Raw genomic sequence first — 18,632 nt, forward strand, 5'->3', positions numbered from 1 at the left:
GGTCCGGACCGGCTCACGGTCCGGCCTCCCGGGGCCCTACGACCGGGGGCTCACGACCCCGGGCGGCCGTCCGGCCGAGCGCCACCGCGCGCAAGTCCCTGATCTCCTGGTCGAGTTCACCGCCGGGGCCGCCGTCGACGAGCCGGTCGAAGACCAGCTGGTCCACACAGGCCAGCAGCGTGACGGTCCTGTGGCCCGCTTCCTGCGGCGCCACACCGTGCGCGACGAGGAAGTCCTGCACGGCATCGCGCGCGGCGTTCCGCCGGGGCGCGAGGATCTCGCGCAGCTCGGGGTGGTGGGCGCTCGCGACGACGCAGGCGTACCGCATCAGGGAGCGCTGCCGGCCCGAGCCGCTGCCGCGTGAAGGCTGCGATGACGGAGGCCGGTTCACCCGGGTCCCGGGGCGTCGCCGCGGTCACACCTGCGACTCCAGCTCGGCCTGGTCCAGTTCCACGATCCGCCGCACGACCGCTGTCAGCAGCGCCTTGCGGGTGTGCGGATAGGCGGAAGTGGTGCCGGGCGGCATGCCCGCCGCCCCGTCGACGACGCAATGGGTGAGCGCCCGCATCCCGCCCTCGGCGAGGACCGGCGACGGCTGCGTGGCCCTCCTCGGCGACGCCGCCCACGCCATGACCCCGCATCTCGGGCAGGGCGCGCGCCAGGCGCTGGAGGACGCGGTCACGCTCGCGGCCACACTCGCCGCCGAGCCCTCGATCGACGCGGCCTTGCGCCGCTACGACGCCGAACGCCGCCCGCGCGCCCAGTCGGTGGCACGCGCCGTCAGCCGGCCGGATGAGCCACAACTGAGCCACCCCGTCGCGGTGGCGGCCCGCAACACGGCCCTGCGCCAGGCCCCGGCCGGCGTGTCGGTCCGCGCGATCCTGCGCCACGCGGCCTGGGTGCCACCCCAACTGAATGCCCGCTACGGTGCGGCGCTCCCCGCGGCGGCCGACGACGGAAGAGGCGTACGCCACACCTGCCGCATCAACCGCCCGGGGCTCGCGCCGGAACGCCGAAGAGCCCCGATCGGATCTCTCCGATCGGGGCTCTCAGCTGCGGTGGACCTGTGGGGATTTGAACCCCAGACCCCCTCGATGCGAACGAGGTGCGCTACCAGACTGCGCCACAGGCCCTTGCAACGAGTGAAACTCTAGCATCCCCATCGGCGTGCTTGGAAATCCGTTCCCCGCTGGTCACGGATGCCGCCGGGGCGGGTCACTCGTTGGCCGCGCGGGGCCGGTCCTCGTCCGCGTACTGGTCGAAAAGCGGCGTGCGGCCGCGGTCCCGGGAGCGGCGCGGCTGCGGTGGCCGCAGGCCGGCGGATGGCTCCGCGGACGCCGGGGCGGGCGGGACGGCCGGTTCCGCGGCGGAGGAACGCGCCGCGCTCCACGTCTCCGGGTCGCTGACGTCCACCCCGCTCGTCGCACGCGGGGCGACGGGCGCGGTGACGTACGTCGGCAGCGGCACGGGCACCGGGTCCCAGCTGTCGCCCGTGGCCGGGCCGCGCTGGCGCTGCTGGTCCACCCACTCCGCATGATCGGTCTGCTCGACCAGCGCACGCCGTCCGGCCTCCTGCGGGGAGAGCGTCGGCGCCGGTTCCGGGTCGGCATGCGCGGCGGGCTCCTCGTCGGGCTCGGCCGCACCGGCGGGCTGCTGGTGGCGGCGCGGCCGGCTCTCCCGCAGCCGCTGCGCCGCGGCCTCGGCCTGCCTGCGGTCCATGACGTAGGCGAAACGCCGCCTCTCCTGAGCCCGCAGATACACGATGTACGTGCTCAGCAGTACGGCCGGGACGGCCGGTGCCCAGAGGAAACCGAGTCCGCCGACCGCCGCGACGACCGCGCCGGCGCTGAAGGCGACGAAGAGGAGGGTCGTGGTCCGTCTGCGGCGGGCCAGCACCTTGGTGCGCCGGGCGCGCTCGCCGGCGGCGCTGTTCTGCCGCTGCCGCTCCCGCTCCCGCGGGGCCGGGCGCCGGGCCGGGGGACGCCCCGCACCGGCGGCGCCGGGGGTCGCCTCGGAGGGCACCTCCTGGCGCACTTCGGTTCGGGGCGCGGCGAAGGCCCGGACGTCCACGGAACTCAATCGGTCCGTGACGGCATCCGGGTCCACGTCGCGCTCGGGCCCCTCTGCGGTGCGTCCCCGCAGCTCCTTGGCGTACCGGCGCTCCATCCCCGCCCGGCCGGACAACAGCCGGATGGCGGTGGAGAAGCGTTCCGTTGGACGAGCTTCGTTGAGCTCGTCCTGCCTGCGGAGCCACATCGGCACCAAGTAGGCGGCCCAGGCCCCGACGATGACTGCGTAGATGAGGCCGCTGCTGCTCACGCATCACACCGTAGAGGGATTCGCGCAAGGGCATCCGCCAATTGGCCCGGTGTGTCGCACGATCTGGCTGATATCACCGACCTTTTTTGTGATTACTCAGATCAGTTCACGCTCTGCGACGATCAATTTCGAACACTTATTTTATTTCCTGCGCCGTTCCGGGTGCCGCTCCAGGTCGTGCCTGGTGCCAGCGGGTCAGCAGCCCTTCCGGCACCTCCTCGGCCGTCAGCGCGAAGACCAGATGGTCACGCCACGCACCGTCGATGTGGAGATAACGGGGCCGCAGCCCCTCCTCGCGGAATCCGAGTTTCTCCACGACCCGGCGGCTGGGCACGTTCTCCGGTCGGATGCACACTTCGATGCGGTGCAGCCCGACCGCGCGGAAGCAGTGGTCCACGGCGAGGGCGACCGCGGTGGGCATCACCCCACGGCCCGCGACGTCCCGGTCCACCCAGTAGCCGACATGCCCCGAGCACATCGATCCCCAGGTGATCCCGGCGACGGTCAGTTGCCCCACAAGCCGCCCCTGGTACTCGATGACGAACGGCAGCATCCGGCCCGCGTTGGCCTCCGACCGCAGGTGGCGGACCATCTGCCGGTAGGTCGGGCGCTGTGCGAGCGGGCCGCCCGGGGCGGGTGGCGGGATCGTCGCCTCCCAGGGCCGCAGCCAGTCGCGGTTGCGCCGGTTGACCTCGCGCCAGTTGCGCTGGTCCCGCATCTTTATGGGGCGCAGGACGACATCGCCGTTCGCGAGGACCACGGGCCAGGTCACGTTCATGACGTCGGTGAGGACGGGTCCGCAGGACGTGGATGGTCCCCGCCGCGGATCTGGTCCACGGCGTGGCGCAGGATCCCCTCCAGCACCGCGAGCCCGTCGCGCACGCCACCGGTGGAGCCGGGGAGATTGACGATCAGGGTGCGGCCGGCGACCCCGGCGGCGCCCCGGGACAGCGCGGCGGCGGGCACCTTCTCCCGCCCGTACGCCCGGATCGCCTCCGGGATGCCCGGGACCTCGCGGTCCAGCAGCGCACGCGTGACGTCAGGCGTGCGGTCCGTGGGCGAGATGCCCGTGCCGCCGGTGGTGAGGATGACGTCGTATCCGGCCTCGACCCCCTTGCGAAGCGCATCGCCGACGGGGTCGCCGTCGGGCACCACCCGGGGGCCGTCGACGGCGAACCCCAGGACGGTGAGCTTCTCGGCGATCAGCGGGCCGCCCTTGTCCTCGTACACCCCGGCGGAGGCGCGGTTGGAGGCGGTCACGACCAGGGCGCGGTACGGCGCTGTGGCGTGGGCGTCGGTCATGACCGGTCCCCTTCGCGCGTCCAGTCCCCGGATTTGCCGCCCGTCTTCTCCTCGACGCGGATGTCCGTGATCACGGCCGCCTTGTCGACCGCCTTCACCATGTCGACGACCGTGAGGGCGGCGACCGAGACCGCGGTGAGGGCCTCCATCTCCACACCCGTGCGATCCGTCGTCTTCACGGTGGCCGCGATCTCGACCGCGTCGTCGGTGACCGACAGATCCAGCGTCACGCCCGAGACGGCGAGCGGGTGGCACAGCGGAATCAGGTCGGGCGTGCGCTTCGCGCCCATGATCCCGGCGATCCTGGCCGTGGCGAGCGCGTCGCCCTTCGGGACGCCCTCGCCGCGCAGCAGCTCCACGACCTGCTGCGAGACGAGGACGCGACCGGTCGCCCGTGCGGTGCGAGCGGTCACGTCCTTCTGGGAGACGTCCACCATGCGGGCAGCCCCCGCGTCGTCGATGTGCGTCAGCCTGCCTTGCGTACTCATCTGCTGTGGCGCTCCCGGTCCGGTCCCATCAGGGCCTTGTGTGGGCAGACACGGTACCGCCACAGCGGGCCGCTCACCCCAGGAGGACCGCGTCGACCTCGGCGCCGGGCTCCACGGAGGTGGCGGTCTCGGGGACGACGATCAGACAGTCCGCGTGCGCGAGGGCCGCGATCAGATGGGAGCCCGAGCCCCCGACCGGGGTGGCGCTGCCCGACTCGGCGTCGTACGTCCCCCTCAGGAACTGGCGCTTGCCGGCCGGGGACGCCAGCGCCTTGTCCGCCTTGAGCGCGGCGCGGACCGTCGGCCGGTGGACGTCCGGGAGGCCCATCAGCGTGCGGATCGCGGGCCGGACGAACAGCTCGAAGGACACATAGCTGGAGACCGGATTACCCGGCAGGGCCAGCAGGGGGGTGTGCTCCCGGCCGATGGAGCCGAAGCCCTGCGGCTTTCCCGGCTGCATGGCGAGCTTGCGGAAGTCGATCCCGCTGCCGGGCACGTCCTCGTCCCCGACCGAGGCGAGCGCCTCCTTGACCACGTCGTACGCGCCGACGCTCACTCCGCCCGTGGTCACCAGGAGGTCGGCGCGGATCAGCTGGTCCTCGATGGTCGCGCGCAGCGTCTCGGCGTCGTCGGTGACCGCCCCGACCCGGTAGGAGATGGCACCGGCGTCGCGTGCGGCGGCCGCCAGCGCGAAGCTGTTGGAGTCGTAGATCTGCCCCTCCGCCAACCTCTCGCCGGGCTGGACAAGTTCACTGCCGGTCGACAGGACGACCACACGCGGGCGGGGACGGACCCGCACGGTGCCGCGGCCGATCGCGGCGAGCAGACCGATCTGCGGGGGACCGAGCACCGTGCCCGCGGCGAGCGCGAGATCACCCGCCTGCACATCGCTGCCGCGGGAGCGCACATGGGCTCCCTCCTCGGCCGGACGGTGCACCCGGACCTCGCCGCTCGCGCCCTCGGGGGCCTCACCGGCCGGACGCATGGCTGTGGCGGCCCCGCCGCCGGTGCCGCCGTCGGTCCACTCGACCGGGACGACGGCCTGGGCGCCGGGCGGCAGCGGCGCGCCGGTCATGATGCGCGCGGCCTGGCCGGGGCCGATGGTGGGCAGCCCGCCGCTGCCGGCCGCCACGTCGCCGATGACGGTGAGCACGGCCGGGAACTCCTCGCTCGCGCCCGCCACATCGGCGACCCGGACGGCGTACCCGTCCATGGAGCTGTTGTCGAAGGGGGGCAGCGCGATCGGAACGGTGACGTCCTCGACCAGGACACACCCCTGTGCGTCCGGCAGCTGGAGCTCGATCGGGTCGAGCGGCCGGATCGCGGCGAGGATGTCCTCCAGGTGGTCGTCAACCGACCAGATCGTGCTGCTCACGGTCCTACATCTCCTCGTTCACAAAGCTGCGAAGCCAGTCCCGGAACTCCGGGCCCAGGTCCTCACGTTCGCATGCGAGTCTGACAATGGCACGCAGATAGTCACCCCGGTCACCGGTGTCGTAGCGGCGGCCCTTGAAGACCACACCGTGCACGGGGCCGCCGGAGCGCTCCGCCTCGTCCTCCGACTGCTCGGCCTCGGCCAGCTTCTGGATGGCGTCGGTGAGCTGGATCTCGCCGCCGCGGCCCGGCTCGGTCTTGCGGAGTATCCCGAAGATCGCGGGATCGAGGACGTAACGGCCGATGACCGCGAGATTGCTCGGGGCCTCGGCGGCGTCCGGCTTCTCGACGAGGTCCGTGATCTTCACGACGTCGCTGTCGCCGGTGGGCTTCACGGCGGCGCAGCCGTACATGTGGATCTGGGCCGGGTCGACCTCCATCAGCGCGACGACCGTGCCGCCCTCGCGCTCCTGGATCTCGATCATGCGCGCGAGCAGCGGGTCGCGCGGGTCGATCAGGTCGTCGCCGAGGAGGACGGCGAACGGCTGGTCCCCGACGTGCGGCTCGGCGCACAGCACGGCGTGGCCGAGGCCGCGCGGGTCGCCCTGGCGCACGTAGTGCATGGTGGCGAGGTCGCTCGACTCCTGGACCCTCGCGAGCCGGCCGGCGTCGCCCTTGCGGGAGAGCGCCTCCTCCAGCTCATAGTTACGGTCGAAGTGGTCCTCGAGGGGGCGCTTGTTGCGACCCGTGATCATCAGGACGTCGGAGAGACCGGCCGAGACCGCCTCCTCGACGACGTACTGGATCGCGGGCTTGTCGACCACAGGCAGCATCTCTTTGGGAGTGGCTTTCGTGGCAGGCAGGAACCGGGTGCCAAGGCCTGCGGCAGGGATGACAGCCTTGCTGATCCTGAAGTGCGACTGAGTCATGCGGAGCACCATATCCGCTGAATATGGGCCGGAAGATGATGCTCCGGTTAACTTCATCCTCATAGAGACGCATACGAGAGGTTTACAGGCGACCAATGGGCAAGGAAATGTCCGGAAAGATTGCTCTTCGCGCGGAACTTCTCGGTGCGCGGCGGCTGCTGTCCCCTGACGACGTGAGCGACGCGGCAACGGTTCTCGCCCGGCACGCGCTGCTGCTGCCGGAGCTGGCCGAGGCCGGTACCGTCGCCGCGTACGTCTCCGTCGGGCGCGAACCGGGCACCCACGCGCTGCTCGACGCACTGCATGCGCGGGGCACACGGGTCCTGCTGCCGGTCCTCCTTCCGGACAACGACCTCGACTGGGGCCTCTACCGCGGCGCCGGCCACCTGGCACCCGCCGGCCGCGGCCTGCTGGAGCCGGACGGCGAGCGGCTCGGCCCCGAGGCAGTCGTCGACGCGGACGCCGTCCTGCTGCCCGGCCTCGCCGTCGACGACCTCGGGATGCGGCTGGGCCGCGGCGGCGGCTCGTACGACCGCGTCCTCGCCCGGCTCGCCGCGGCGCAGGCCGACCCCGCCCTCGTCGTGCTCCTCTACGCGAACGAGGTGGTCGCGCGGGTCCCGGTGGAACCGCACGACCACCCCGTCCACGCCGTGGTCACGCCTCAAGGAGTGCGCCGCTTCACTGGGCCGAGCCGCCCGGCGGGACGAGCGTGAGCCTGTCCACGGTCGCGGCGTCCACCGCCTGGGCGCCGTAGGCCCAGTCGAGCAGCTCGCCCTCTGCCCACTTGTCGGTCTGGTCGGTGTAGTGCGCGCTGTACGCGTGACCCGACGCCCCGGTCAGATTGATCCACCGGGACTTGTCCCACTCGCCGACGGTGACGACCATCCGCATCGACGGCACCCACACGACGCCGTAGCCTCCCGCCGCATTCCAGCCGGTGGCGTTGACCGCGGCCTCGCCGCCGCCCAGGTTCCACGGACCCCGGTTGAGCACGAACTGCAGGAAGCCCGGGCCCTCGGTGCCAAGCGTCTGGTTCTTCAGCGTCAGCTGGTGCAGGCGGCCCCAGCTCCAGGTGGAGGCATCCTTGCCGAGCTCCGCGGTCAGCTCCCAGCGGGCGTCCTCCATGGCGCGGTCGAGGAGCTCGTCACGGGTGTCGGTCGCCTTGTCCGTACGCGTCTTCGGCGTGCGCCACCACTCGCTGTCCTCGTCCTTGAGCAGCCGGCGCACCACCTCGTACCAGCGGTCGCCTCCGTCGGGCTGCGCGAGGTCGCTGTCCCGCTGGCCGCATTCGCGCACCCGCTCCGTCAGGTCGTCGTCCGGCGCGGTGCTGTCGGCGGGCAGCACGTTCAGGCATTCGCCCTCGACCCTCAGCTCCTTGGGGAGCTTGTTGCCGAACGCCAGCTTGAGCACATTGCGCCACACGGCATTGAAGTACGCGGCGGCACCGGAGTCCGGCTCCTGGGTGTAGTCCCAGCCCTCCAGCAGCTTCTGCGCCTCGCGGACATAAGGGTCGGAGACGTCGATCTTCAGCAGATAGGGGGTCAACAGCTTGGCTATCTCGCTGCTGTTGTCCATCTGCATGGTGCGCATGTCTTCGGTGGAGATCTTGCCGCCGCCCCGGATCTTGGACGCGATGAGGTCGTTTATCCGCTGGCTGCGGGCGCCGTAGCCGTAGTCCTCGGTGATCAGATACGGGTATTTCTTCGCGTCGACGACCGCCTGGTTCGCGGTGACGATGTAGCCGCGGTCCGGGTTGTAGTCGTAGGGCAGCTCCTCGAAGGAGATGTAGCCGTCCCACTTGTACCTCGGGTCCCAGCCGGGCGCGGGCGTCGTGCCGTCGCCCTCGCCCCGAAGCGGGATCTTGCCCGGGGCCTGGTAGCCGATGTTGCCCTTGGCGTCGGCGTAGACGAGGTTCTGGGAGGGCACCTCGAAGTCGCGGGCGGCGCGGCGGAAGGAGGTGAAGTCCTTGGCCCGGTCGAGCGCGAAGACGGCGTCCATCGACTTGCCGGGCTGCAGTGCCGTCCACTGCAGGGACACCGCGTAGCCGGTGCCGCGGTCGGGTGCTGCGTTGGACACGGGGGCCCGCTCACCGACCTTCTCCAGCTCGTCGCTGCGGTCGGAGACCAGCGGGCCGTGCTCGGTGGAGCGGACCGTGATCGTCTTGTCGGAGCCGCCGGCGACCTTGATGACCTCCGTGCGGTGGGCCAGCTTCTCCTGCCGGCTGCCGACGAGGTAGTTGTCGCCGCTGAGCTTCTCCAGGTAGAGGTCGGTCACGTCGGCGCCGAGGTTGGTGAAGCCCCAGGCGATGTCCTGGTTGTGGCCGATGATGACGCCGGGCATACCGGAGAAGGTGTAACCCGCGACGTCGAACGAACAGCGGTCGGACACCGTGCGGCAGTGCAGACCCATCTGGTACCAGAGGGACGGCAGCTGGGGCGCGAGGTGCGGGTCGTTGGCCAGCAGGGGCTTGCCGGTCGTCGTGTATGTGCCGGAGACGACCCAGGAGTTGGAGCCGATGCCGTTGCCGTTGGGGCCGAGCAGCTCCGGAATGGCGTCGAGCGTGTCGGAGAGCGCACCCAACTGGGAGTTCAGGCCGGCGCCCGCTTCGGACGCGCTGCCCGAGCCGCCGCCCGGTGCGCCGCTGTCGGCGGAGCCGTTGCCCGTCGCGCCGTCGCTCGCCGCGTCGTCACCCGTCGATCCGCTGCCCGTCGAGCCGGAGGGCTTGGCAGCCGGGTCGTACGCGCCGGTGGCCGGGTCGATCCCGCCCCCCTGCACGATCGGCTTGTTGCGGTCATAGGGATACGACGGGTAGAGGTCGCGGATCTGCTTCTCGCTGAGCCTGCTGGTGAGCAGCGAGCGGTCGATCTCTTCCTGCATGTTGCCGCGCAGGTCCCAGGCCATCGCCTTCAGCCAGGCCACGGAGTCGACCGGGGTCCACGGCTCGGGCTTGTAGTCGTTGGTGAAGGCCAGGGCCGCGTATTCGACCGACAGTTCCTCGGCCGAGCGGTCCTTGAGGTAGGCGTTGACGCCGTCCGCGTACGCCCGCAGATACTTCTTCGTCTCGGCCGAGAGCTTGGTGTCGTACTCCTGCTGTGCCACTCGGCGCCAGCCGAGCGTGCGCAGGAAGGCGTCCGTCTCGACCTGGCCCGATCCGAACATTTCGGAGAGCCGCCCCGCGGTCATGTGCCGGCGGACGTCCATCTCCCAGAAGCGGTCCTGCGCCTGGACGAAGCCCTGGGCACGGAAGAGGTCTTCGTCGCTGTCCGCATAGATCTGCGGAATGCCGTAGTCGTCGCGCTTGACCTCCACCCGGCCGCCGAGACCTTGGAGTTCGATCGTGCCATTGGTGGTCGGGAACGAGGCGCGAACCGTGCTGATGCTCCAGTAGGCCCCGTAACCGACACCTGCGACAAGCGCCAGCACCAGGACGAGCACGAGCAGTCGGGCGCGTCGCCCCTTCTTCTTCTTGGGGGAAGAGGCGGTTGTGTTGGCGGGCATCGCTGTCCTTCGAGGGGCAGGGTGGTCCTGGGAATGCTGAGGCAACTCTAGGCGCAGCGCCCGACCGGCCCTGACGCGGTATCCACAAGGCCGCTCCCGCAGACAGACAAACGGATCATCTGACCGTCAAGGAAACGTTAAAGATTAGGTAAGGTAACAAAGTGCCGCAGCCGGTTACGACATCTCCGGCATGAGGGCGCGAGGGGAAGGATCGGCCACTGACTGTCCACCAGCTCAACGAACTCCTGCTCATCTGCTCGCTCGTCCTGCTCGTCGCCGTCGCGGCGGTGCGCATCTCGTCCCGCAGTGGGCTGCCCAGCCTGTTGCTGTATCTCGGTATCGGGATCGCGATGGGCCAGGACGGCCTGCTCGACGTCCATTTCGACGACGCCGAGCTGACGCAGGTGATCGGGTACGGCGCACTCGTGGTGATCCTGGCCGAAGGTGGCCTCGCCACCAAGTGGAAGGAGATCAAACCGGCGCTGCCGGCGGCCGCTGTGCTGTCGACGGTCGGCGTCGCGGTGAGCGTGGGCATCACGGCAGCGGCGGCGCACTACCTCGTCGGCCTGGAGTGGCAGCAGGCACTGATCATCGGTGCGGTGGTGTCATCCACCGACGCGGCAGCGGTCTTCTCCGTGCTGCGCAGAGTGCCGCTGCCGTCCCGGGTGACCGGCGCGCTCGAGGCCGAATCCGGTTTCAACGACGCCCCGGTCGTCATTCTGGTCGTGGCCTTCTCCTCGGCGGGCCCGATCGACGAGTGGTACCTCCTGGTCGGAAGGATCGCGCTCGAACTCGCGATCGGCGCTCTCGTCGGACTTGCCACGGGCTGGCTCGGAGCATTCGGATTGAGGCGCGTCGCGCTGCCCGCGTCCGGTCTGTACCCCATCGCCGTCATGGCCATCGCCGTGGTCGCCTACGCGGCCGGCGCCATGGCGCACGGAAGCGGCTTCCTCGCCGTCTATCTCGCCTCCATGGTCCTCGGCAACTCCAAGCTGCCGCACGCGCCCGCGAACCGCGGCTTCGCCGAGGGCCTCGGCTGGATCGCGCAGATCGGCATGTTCGTCCTGCTCGGCCTGCTGGTGACGCCGCACGAGCTGCTGAGGGACTTCTGGCCGGCGGTCGTGGTGGGCCTGATGCTCACCGTGCTGGCTCGACCGGTGGGCGTCCTCGTCAGCCTCATGCCGTTCCGCATTCCGTGGCAGGAGCAGGTGCTGATGTCCTGGGCCGGTCTGCGCGGCGCCGTCCCCATCATTTTCGCCACGATCCCGATGGTCTCCGGCGTCGAGGGCAACGACCGGATCTTCAACATCGTCTTTGTCCTGGTCGTCGTCTACACCCTGGTCCAGGGCCCGACGCTGCCCTGGCTCGCGAGGGCCCTGCACCTCGGCGACTCCTCCGAGGCGGCCGACCTTGGCGTCGAATCCGCTCCGCTGGAGCGGCTGCGCGGCCATCTGCTGTCGGTCGCCATCCCGGACGGCTCGAAGATGCACGGCGTGGAGGTCGCGGAGCTCCGGCTGCCCTCCGGCTCGGCGGTCACTCTCGTCGTACGCGACGGCACGAGTTTCGTGCCGCTCCCGACGACGGTGCTGCGGCACGGCGACGAGCTGCTGGTCGTGGCCACCGACCCGGTCAGGGACGCCGCCGAGCGGCGGCTCAGAGCGGTCGGCCAGGGCGGAAAGCTGGCCGACTGGCTGGGCACCGGGGGGCGGTCCGGCCGCTCGTAGTCCGTCGGCCGCGCACCATCCGCGCCGGAACTGGATGCGATCCGCGTCGGGAACGGGAGCCATCCGCGCGGGGAACCGACGCCATCTGCGCCGACAGGCTGTCCAAACACAGGAACGGAGCGGTGATCTACGTCATTTCCCAGGCAGAAACCGCCGGAATCCCTGTACCATGAAGGCACACTGATCGACCAACTCTGCCTGACGCAGAGCTGGCGCGACCGTATGGCGGCCGCGGTGTCCCTTCGTGTGGACCCCGGTATCTACCGCAGTTCCGCGCAAGAGGACAGCTCTCGGCGACTCCCGACACCCAGGGGAGCGCTACCAGGCGGCAGAAAGGCAAGGGGCCGTGGCGTCCACGGTCGCTTCTGACACGCGTCCTGGTTACGGCCAGCTGCTCCGTACCCCTGGAGCCTGGACATTCCTGCTCCCAGGATTCGCTGCCCGCCAGCCGTTCGCGATGCTCACGATCGGCATCGTGCTGCTGATCCAGCACACCACTGGTTCCTATGGCAGCGCCGGTGCGGTCGCCGCCGTCACCGGTGTCTCCATGGCGCTGTTCGCACCGCAGAGCGGCAAGCTCGCGGACCGCTTCGGCCAGCGCGCGGTGCTGGTGCCCGGCGTCCTGGTGCACACCGTCTCGGTCGCCTCGCTCACCGCGCTGGCCCTCTCGGGCGCTCCGCTGTGGGTCCTGTTCGCCGCCGCGGTGCCGACCGGTGCGTCGGTGCCGCAGATCGGGCCGATGGTGCGGGCCCGCTGGGCCGCCAAGCTCCAGGGCTCGCCTTTGATGCAGACCGCCGCGGCCTTCGAGTCGGTGACGGACGAGTTCACGTTCGTCGTCGGCCCGGTCCTGGCCACTGCCCTGTGCACGGGCGTGCACCCTGCCGCCGGCCTGATCGCCGAGGCGGCGCTGACGCTGGCGGGCGGCCTGCTGTTCGCCGCCCAGCGCAGCACCCAGCCCGCCATCGGCCACCAGACCGCCGAGATCCGCGCGGAGCGCACGTCCGCCCTGTCCATACCGGGTGTGCGGGTGCTGGCCGTCGCCTTCCTGGGCATCGGAGCCGTCTTCGGCGGCATGCAGGTCTCGCTGACCGCGTTCACCGAGGAGATCGGGCAGCCCGGCATGAACGGTCTGCTCTACGGACTCTTCGCCGCGGGCAACATGCTCGCAGGCGTCGCCGTCGGGGCCATCGCCTGGAAGACCGGGCCGCGCCGCCGGCTCGTCATCGGCTACACGGCGCTCACGGTCGCCGCGTCCCTGCTGTGGACGGCACACTCCGTCGCCCTGCTCGGCGCGCTCGGCCTCGTCGTCGGCCTGTTCATCGCCCCGGCCCTGATCAGCGGCTACACGCTGGTCGAGTCGCTGGTGCCCGCGTCCGCCCGCACCGAGGCCTTCACCTGGCTGACAGGCGCGGTCGCGCTCGGGCAGGCGGCGGCCGTAACGGTGGCCGGACGGCTTGCGGACGGATACGGCGCGAGCGCCGGATTCGTCGTCCCGCTCGTGGGCACGGCTCTCGCGCTGGCCACGCTGCTGGCACTGCGTACGCGCCTGACGCCGACCGCGGGCGGACGGGTGGCCGCACGTGGGATCGGTCACCGAGTGCCGGTGACGGTGGACTGATCCAGCGGAATGCGTCACTATGGATCGTCGTTAGCACTCATCGAGTGAGAGTGCCAGGAGGAAGACAAGTGCCGACCTACCAGTATCAGTGCACCGCGTGCGGCGAGGGCCTCGAGGCGGTGCAGAAGTTCACCGATGACGCCCTGACCGTGTGCCCGAGCTGCGACGGACGCCTCAAGAAGGTGTTCTCGGCTGTCGGCATCGTCTTCAAGGGCTCCGGCTTCTACCGCAACGACAGCCGCGGTGCGTCGTCGAGCAGCTCGCCCGCCTCGTCGGGTTCGAAGCCGTCCGAGTCGAAGTCGTCGTCGGCCACGACCACGTCGTCGAGCTCCGGTTCGGCCTCGTCCTCCTCGACGAGCGCGTCGAGCACCTCCGGCTCCGCCGCCTGATCCTTACGATTCGCGGACCCCGCCGTGGCAGTGGCCACGGTGGGGTTCTTGGCGTTTTCGCGTCCGGCTAGTGTGACCGCCATGGCGACCAACGCGCACCCGAACGCAGGCTCTGGCTCTTCCGGCATCGGTTCCGGTTCCCCTGCCCGCTCTGCCGGTTCTCCGGAGGGCTCCGGCTCCGGCTCCGGCATCTCCGGCCCGGGCCTCGCCGAGATCGGCGTGATCGGTGGATCGGGCTTCTACTCCTTCCTGGACGACGTCACCGAGATCCAGGTCGACACCCCGTACGGCGCCCCCAGCGACTCGCTCTTCCTCGGCAAGATCGCCGGCCGCAAGGTGGCCTTCCTGCCCCGCCACGGCCGCGGCCATCACCTGCCGCCCCACCGCATCAACTACCGGGCCAACCTCTGGGCGCTGCGGTCGGTGGGCGTACGGCAGGTGCTCGGCCCGTGCGCCGTGGGCGGCCTGCGTCCGGAGTACGGCCCGGGCACCCTGCTGGTGCCCGACCAGTTCGTGGACCGTACGAAGTCCCGGGCCCAGACGTATTTCGACGGGCTGCCCCTGCCGTCCGGCGCGGTGCCGAACGTAGTGCACGTATCGCCCGCCGACCCCTACTGCCCGCGCGGCCGCAAGGCAGCTCTGGAGGCCGCGCGCGGTCGCGCCTGGGAGCCGGTCGACGGCGGCACGCTGGTGGTCGTGGAGGGGCCGCGCTTCTCGACCCGGGCCGAGTCGCGCTGGCACGCCGCGATGGGCTGGTCGGTGGTCGGCATGACCGGGCACCCCGAGGCGGTGCTCGCCCGCGAACTGGAGCTCTGCTACACGTCGATGACGCTGGTCACCGACCTGGACGCGGGTGCGGAGGCGGGCGAGGGCGTCTCGCACGAGGAGGTCTTGAAGGTGTTCGCGGCCAATGTGGACCGGCTGCGGACCGTGCTGTTCGACGTGGTGGCCGCGCTGCCGGCGAACGAGGACCGCGACTGCTCGTGCGGGAACGCGCTCGCCGGTGTCGATCCGGGCATCGACCTGCCGTAACCACCCTGGGGAGTGGCCAGGTTTTCCACAATGAAGGAGCTGTCCACAGGCTTCAGCGGGGGCGGACCGGACGGTGGATCGTGAGGAGCGGTCGGACACGGGCAGCAGGCCCGGTCCACGCCTCATGACAGGCGGTACTCGGCATGTCGCTGTATTCGTCCTCCGGTCCCTCGACCCCTTCGGCCGCTGCACCCTCTCCGGCTTCCCCGCCTCCTTCGGCCGCTGCACCCTCTCCGGCTTCCCCGCCTGCTTCGGGTCTGTCCGGTCCTTCAGTACCTGTGGCCTCCTCGCCTCCTCCGAGTCTGTCCGGTCCTTCAGTACCTGTGGCCTCCTCGCCTCCTTCGGATCCTGCAGGCCCCGCGGCTCCTCCTGGCCCTTCGGCTTCTTCCGTGGCCTCGACTGCTTCGGGGGCCTCAGCGCCTGCCGGTTCTACGGATCCCTCCAGCCTCGCAGGCCCCTCCGGGTCTTCGGCTCCTTCCGGGGCTTCGGGCCCCTCCAAGCCGCCTGCGGGCCCTTCCGGTCTCCCCGCCCCAGCCGTCCCTGACGCGCCTTGCCGGCGGATGCCGTTCACGACGCCTGCGCCGACAGCGTCACCGCACCGGCCGGCCGCCCCGCCGACCGCGCCCTTCGCCGCCCCGCCGACCGCGCCCTACATCGCGCCGTTCACCGCTCCGATGGGCGTCCCGATCGCCTCGTCACCGGCGCCGGATCCCCTGGGGGTGCCTCAGTTCCCGCCGCTGCGGATGCGCGGAAGCAGCCGTCGGCTGCGGCGGGCGCTGCGCAGGCAGCGGCGCGCGATGGCGGCCGGGCTGGCCGTGACCGCCGCGGCGCTGGCCGCGTCGAGCGCGCGAGGTCCGGACGACCCGGGCGGCCGGTCCGGGCCGCACGGCGAAGCCGGGCCGGGTACGGGGGCTTTGGCCGCCGCGGCTCCGGCGCGGGAGCGGCGGCCCGGAGACGTTCTGGTGTCGGCTCCCGTGCGCATCGCCGACGCGGCGACGGTTCGGCTGCTGCGGCCGGGAGACCGCGTCGATGTGATCGCCGCAGCGGATTCCCCGCCGGGCGAGGAGTCGGCGGCAAAGGTCGTGGCGTCCGGCGTCAGGGTTGCCGAGGTTCCGCGACCGGACGAAAGTCTCGCGGACGGAGGAGCCTTGATCGTGCTGTCCGTTCCGCGAACCACCGCTGTGGCTCTGGCCGGAGCAGGGGCCACCTCCCGACTGGCGGTGGCGGTGTGCTGACGTTCGATACGCCACCTCGTACTGACGTATCGCCAGGTTGCCTGTCGGCGGACCCTGATTGGACAGGGCGACCAGGGGCTGACGTAGGTTGCGCAGCAGTCCCCCTCCCCTACCGCACATGTGAAGAGAGGCTCATTCGTGAGCGAGAAGAAGCCGAGTCTGATCGAGGGCTTCAAGGCCTTCCTGATGCGCGGCAATGTGATCGACCTCGCGGTCGCCGTCGTCATCGGCGCCGCCTTCACCAACATCGTCAACGCTGTGGTGAAGGGCGTCATCAACCCGCTCGTCGGCGCGTTCGGCACGAAGAACCTGGACTCCTACAGCTCCTGTCTGAAGGACCCCTGCGAGATCGTCGACGGCGAGATGCAGGGCATCCAGATCATGTGGGGCTCAGTGCTCGGCGCCACCCTGCAGTTCCTGATCACAGCGGCCGTCGTGTACTTCCTGATGGTGCTGCCCATGGCGAAGTACCTGGCACGTCGCGAGGCGCAGCGCAAGGAGAAGGAAGGCGTGCAGGAGACTCTGGAGGTGACGGAGCTGGAGGTCCTGAAGGAGATCCGCGACGCCCTGGTCGCCCAGCGCGGCACCGGGGACCAGGCCGGCCCGTCGACTTCCGCGGACCGCGGCTAGACACCGCAGGGACCACGAGCCCTGAGGGCTCAGATGTGGTGGGGCGGCTTCTCGTCGAGAAAACGCGCCAGATCCGCGGCGCTGTCACCGCTGACCTGAGGCCGCTCACCCCACCCGCGGTCCGTATCGTCCGAGGACTGCTGGTCCATCGGATCGTCGAAGATCAGCTCCGGCTTCGAGTGCTGTCGGCCGGGCTGCTTCGCATCTCGCGGTCCGGGGGCGGGGGCGGTGCTCATACAACCAGGGTAAGGCGGCGGGGCGCCTTGTGGTCAACGGTCGACCCCGGTCCCCGCTCCTGCGCCCACAGTGCACGGGTCGGCATAGTCACTGGTGGCTCGGATCGGCGGACAGCGTCCATGGACGGGCCGCCGGGTGCCATGCCGGCGATCTCGCCGAGGCAGGCCCTCCACAGCGGTCGGGCGGCGGCCCGGCGGTCACCTCTCCCACCCGGCCGTCACCTCTCCCCGCCGGCCATCACTTCTCCCACCCGGCCGTCACCTCTCCGGTGCTGACGTCGAAGGCATCCTCATGGCAACGGGCAGAACAGCCCGCCCTCCGGGTGACGTCGGCACGCCAGGGCGGCGCGGGTGGCGCGGGTGGCAGGGGCCGCGGCTCGGACGGGGGCACCGACGGCTTCGCCGGTACGCCCGGGGCTTCAGGTGGCTCGGTCACGGAGCCACGCTAGATCGATATGCGCAAGTGAGCCCGTTTTGATGGACATGGGGGTGAGGACGCTTCGGCTGACGGGGACGGTGAATAGGGCCCGGGAGAACGGTCGTCGCGGCCGATGGCCGGGTGACCGGGGCGGCCGGCTCGCGCGTCCGGCCGTCGACAACCGGACCGTTCTGCTGTGCTTTGCGAATGATGTCCACACCTGCTCCGGACAAAGGGCACGCCGACCACCACCACGTCAGACCGCTGCAGCGGATGACGGCGCGCAGCCGGGAGGAGAGCGACCGCAGAGCGACCCCGCTGGAGCTCTTCTTCGACCTGTGCTTCGTCGTCGCCGTCGCCCAGGCCGGGGCCCAGCTGGTGCACGCCGTCGCCGAAGATCACGCGGGGACGGGAGTCGTCGGCTATCTGTATGTGTTCTTCGGCGTGTGGTGGGCCTGGATGAACTTCACCTGGTTCGCCTCCGCCTACGACTGCGACGACGTTCCGTACCGGATCGCCACGCTCATCCAGATCTCCGGTGTGCTCATCTACGCGGCGGGAGTGCCGCGCGCCTTCGTCGACAACGACTGGACCATCGCCGTCGTCGGCTACCTGGTGATGCGTGTGGCGCTGACCGGGCAGTGGCTGCGCGCCGGCGCTTCCGAGCCGCCCGGCCCCGCGCGGCGCACCGCCGTGGTGTACGCGGTGGGCCTGGTGCTCTGCCAGGCGGCGTGGGTCGCGCTGCTGGCGGCTCCGGAAGGCTCACGGCGCTGGCTGTTCTTGATCGTCGTGGTGGGCGAGCTGCTCGTCCCGGTGGTCGCCGAGCGGGACCACCAGACGCCCTGGCACCCGCACCACATCGTGGAGCGCTACGGGCTGTTCACGCTCATCGTGCTCGGCGAGACCATGCACGCGGCCACCACTGCCGTCCAGTCCGCGCTGGACGAGAACGACGCCCTGGGGGAACTGCTGCCCATCGCCGCGGGCGGGCTACTGATCGTCTTCGCCGCCTGGTGGATCTATTTCGCCGTCCCTGCGCACGAGCGGCTGGTGTCCAATCGCCAGGCGTTCCCCTGGGGTTATGGGCACCTGTTGATCTTCGCCTCGGCGGCGGCGGTCGGGGCGGGGCTGGAGGTGGCGGTGGAGCAGGCGGTCGGCAAGGCACATCTGCCGACCACCGCCGCGGCCGCGGCGGTGACGATTCCGGCAGCGGCGTTCTTTCTGACGGTGTGGCTGCTGCACGCCCGCCACTTCAAGCGTGGCACGGCGCAGCAGCTGACGCTGCCCGTCGGTGCGCTGGCCGTGCTGTCGTGCACGTTCGCGGGTCACTGGGCCGTGTTCGCCGCCGGGCTGGCCGCGGCCGCGACGGTGGCCGTCGGCGTGACCCTGGCCGCCCGGCCGCCTCGCCCCGCGATCACGCGTGAGCAACTACGGTAGGGG

16 protein-coding genes, 1 tRNA gene and 2 pseudogenes are annotated in these 18,632 nt (G+C 70.9%); 9 read left to right on the top strand and 10 right to left on the bottom strand.

Annotation, left to right across the window (positions count from 1 at the left end; all coding sequences use genetic code 11):
• Positions 1–13: 13 nt before the first annotated feature.
• Positions 14–631 (bottom strand): annotated as a pseudogene (locus J7E88_RS37430) (TetR/AcrR family transcriptional regulator).
• Between J7E88_RS37430 and J7E88_RS16430 the strand changes: the two are divergent.
• Positions 594–914: pseudogene (locus J7E88_RS16430) on the top strand (FAD-dependent monooxygenase); the annotation flags it as partial. The pseudogenes J7E88_RS37430 and J7E88_RS16430 sit on opposite strands and share 38 nt — an antisense overlap.
• 145 nt (positions 915–1,059) lie before the next feature.
• On the opposite strand, the gene J7E88_RS16435 reads toward J7E88_RS16430, so the two are convergent.
• From J7E88_RS16435 to galU, 7 genes are all read right to left on the bottom strand, one after another.
• Positions 1,060–1,133: transfer RNA gene (locus tag J7E88_RS16435), tRNA-Ala, on the bottom strand.
• 82 nt (positions 1,134–1,215) lie between these two features.
• Entirely contained in the window at positions 1,216–2,319 is a 1,104-nt protein-coding gene (glpR, locus tag J7E88_RS16440) for a gephyrin-like molybdotransferase receptor GlpR (protein WP_215181666.1), read from the bottom strand.
• A gap of 136 nt (positions 2,320–2,455) precedes the next feature.
• Entirely contained in the window at positions 2,456–3,097 is a 642-nt protein-coding gene (locus J7E88_RS16445; RefSeq protein ID WP_251022738.1) for a GNAT family N-acetyltransferase, read from the bottom strand.
• Entirely contained in the window at positions 3,094–3,621 is a 528-nt protein-coding gene (locus J7E88_RS16450; RefSeq protein ID WP_215181668.1) for a molybdenum cofactor biosynthesis protein B, read from the bottom strand. The genes J7E88_RS16445 and J7E88_RS16450 overlap by 4 nt, the downstream gene beginning before the upstream one ends.
• Positions 3,618–4,109: a cyclic pyranopterin monophosphate synthase MoaC gene (gene moaC / locus J7E88_RS16455; protein WP_215181670.1), complete on the bottom strand. Its 492-nt coding sequence runs from the start codon at positions 4,107–4,109 to the stop codon at positions 3,618–3,620. Before moaC ends, J7E88_RS16450 begins: the two co-directional genes overlap by 4 nt.
• 73 nt (positions 4,110–4,182) lie before the next feature.
• Positions 4,183–5,484, bottom strand: coding sequence for a gephyrin-like molybdotransferase Glp (gene glp, locus J7E88_RS16460; RefSeq protein ID WP_215181672.1), 1,302 nt, complete (start codon positions 5,482–5,484; stop codon positions 4,183–4,185).
• Positions 5,485–5,488: 4 nt separating this feature from the next.
• On the bottom strand, positions 5,489–6,412 hold the full coding sequence (galU, locus tag J7E88_RS16465; RefSeq protein ID WP_215181674.1) for a UTP--glucose-1-phosphate uridylyltransferase GalU: 924 nt from the start codon (positions 6,410–6,412) through the stop codon (positions 5,489–5,491).
• A 95-nt stretch (positions 6,413–6,507) separates the two neighbouring features.
• Between galU and J7E88_RS16470 the strand changes: the two genes are divergently transcribed.
• Positions 6,508–7,125 carry a 5-formyltetrahydrofolate cyclo-ligase gene (locus J7E88_RS16470; protein WP_215181676.1) on the top strand — a complete coding sequence of 206 codons (618 nt, stop codon included), beginning with the start codon at positions 6,508–6,510 and terminating at the stop codon, positions 7,123–7,125.
• On the opposite strand, the gene J7E88_RS16475 is transcribed toward J7E88_RS16470, so the two are convergent.
• A complete protein-coding gene (locus tag J7E88_RS16475) occupies positions 7,091–9,910 on the bottom strand; it encodes a penicillin acylase family protein (protein ID WP_215181678.1) in 2,820 nt (939 codons plus the stop codon). The genes J7E88_RS16470 and J7E88_RS16475 overlap by 35 nt on opposite strands.
• 218 nt (positions 9,911–10,128) lie before the next feature.
• Between J7E88_RS16475 and J7E88_RS16480 the strand changes: the two genes are divergently transcribed.
• The 6 genes from J7E88_RS16480 (at position 10,129) to mscL (ending at position 16,538) form a co-directional block, all read left to right on the top strand.
• Complete coding sequence (locus J7E88_RS16480; protein ID WP_215181741.1) at positions 10,129–11,634, top strand: potassium/proton antiporter; 1,506 nt, start codon at positions 10,129–10,131, stop codon at positions 11,632–11,634.
• A 346-nt stretch (positions 11,635–11,980) separates the two neighbouring features.
• Positions 11,981–13,252, top strand: a complete 1,272-nt coding sequence (locus tag J7E88_RS16485) for an MFS transporter (RefSeq protein WP_215181680.1) — start codon at positions 11,981–11,983, stop codon at positions 13,250–13,252.
• A 68-nt stretch (positions 13,253–13,320) separates the two neighbouring features.
• The gene (locus tag J7E88_RS16490) at positions 13,321–13,641 is read left to right on the top strand and encodes an FmdB family zinc ribbon protein (protein WP_215181682.1); all 321 of its coding nucleotides are present in this window, start codon (positions 13,321–13,323) and stop codon (positions 13,639–13,641) included.
• A gap of 81 nt (positions 13,642–13,722) precedes the next feature.
• Positions 13,723–14,673: an S-methyl-5'-thioadenosine phosphorylase gene (locus J7E88_RS16495; protein ID WP_215181684.1), complete on the top strand. Its 951-nt coding sequence runs from the start codon at positions 13,723–13,725 to the stop codon at positions 14,671–14,673.
• 560 nt (positions 14,674–15,233) lie between these two features.
• Positions 15,234–15,908: a hypothetical protein gene (locus J7E88_RS16500; protein WP_251022740.1), complete on the top strand. Its 675-nt coding sequence runs from the start codon at positions 15,234–15,236 to the stop codon at positions 15,906–15,908.
• Between the two features lie 138 nt (positions 15,909–16,046).
• On the top strand, positions 16,047–16,538 hold the full coding sequence (gene mscL / locus J7E88_RS16505; protein ID WP_215181686.1) for a large conductance mechanosensitive channel protein MscL: 492 nt from the start codon (positions 16,047–16,049) through the stop codon (positions 16,536–16,538).
• 29 nt (positions 16,539–16,567) lie between these two features.
• On the opposite strand, the gene J7E88_RS16510 is transcribed toward mscL, so the two are convergent.
• Positions 16,568–16,774, bottom strand: coding sequence for a hypothetical protein (locus J7E88_RS16510; RefSeq protein WP_177150514.1), 207 nt, complete (start codon positions 16,772–16,774; stop codon positions 16,568–16,570).
• A 625-nt stretch (positions 16,775–17,399) separates the two neighbouring features.
• Between J7E88_RS16510 and J7E88_RS16515 the strand changes: the two genes are divergently transcribed.
• The gene (locus J7E88_RS16515; RefSeq protein ID WP_374196285.1) at positions 17,400–18,629 is read left to right on the top strand and encodes a low temperature requirement protein A; all 1,230 of its coding nucleotides are present in this window, start codon (positions 17,400–17,402) and stop codon (positions 18,627–18,629) included.
• Positions 18,630–18,632: the final 3 nt, after the last annotated feature.

It is taken from the genome of Streptomyces sp. ISL-10 (assembly GCF_018614575.1).
GTDB lineage: Bacteria > Actinomycetota > Actinomycetes > Streptomycetales > Streptomycetaceae > Streptomyces.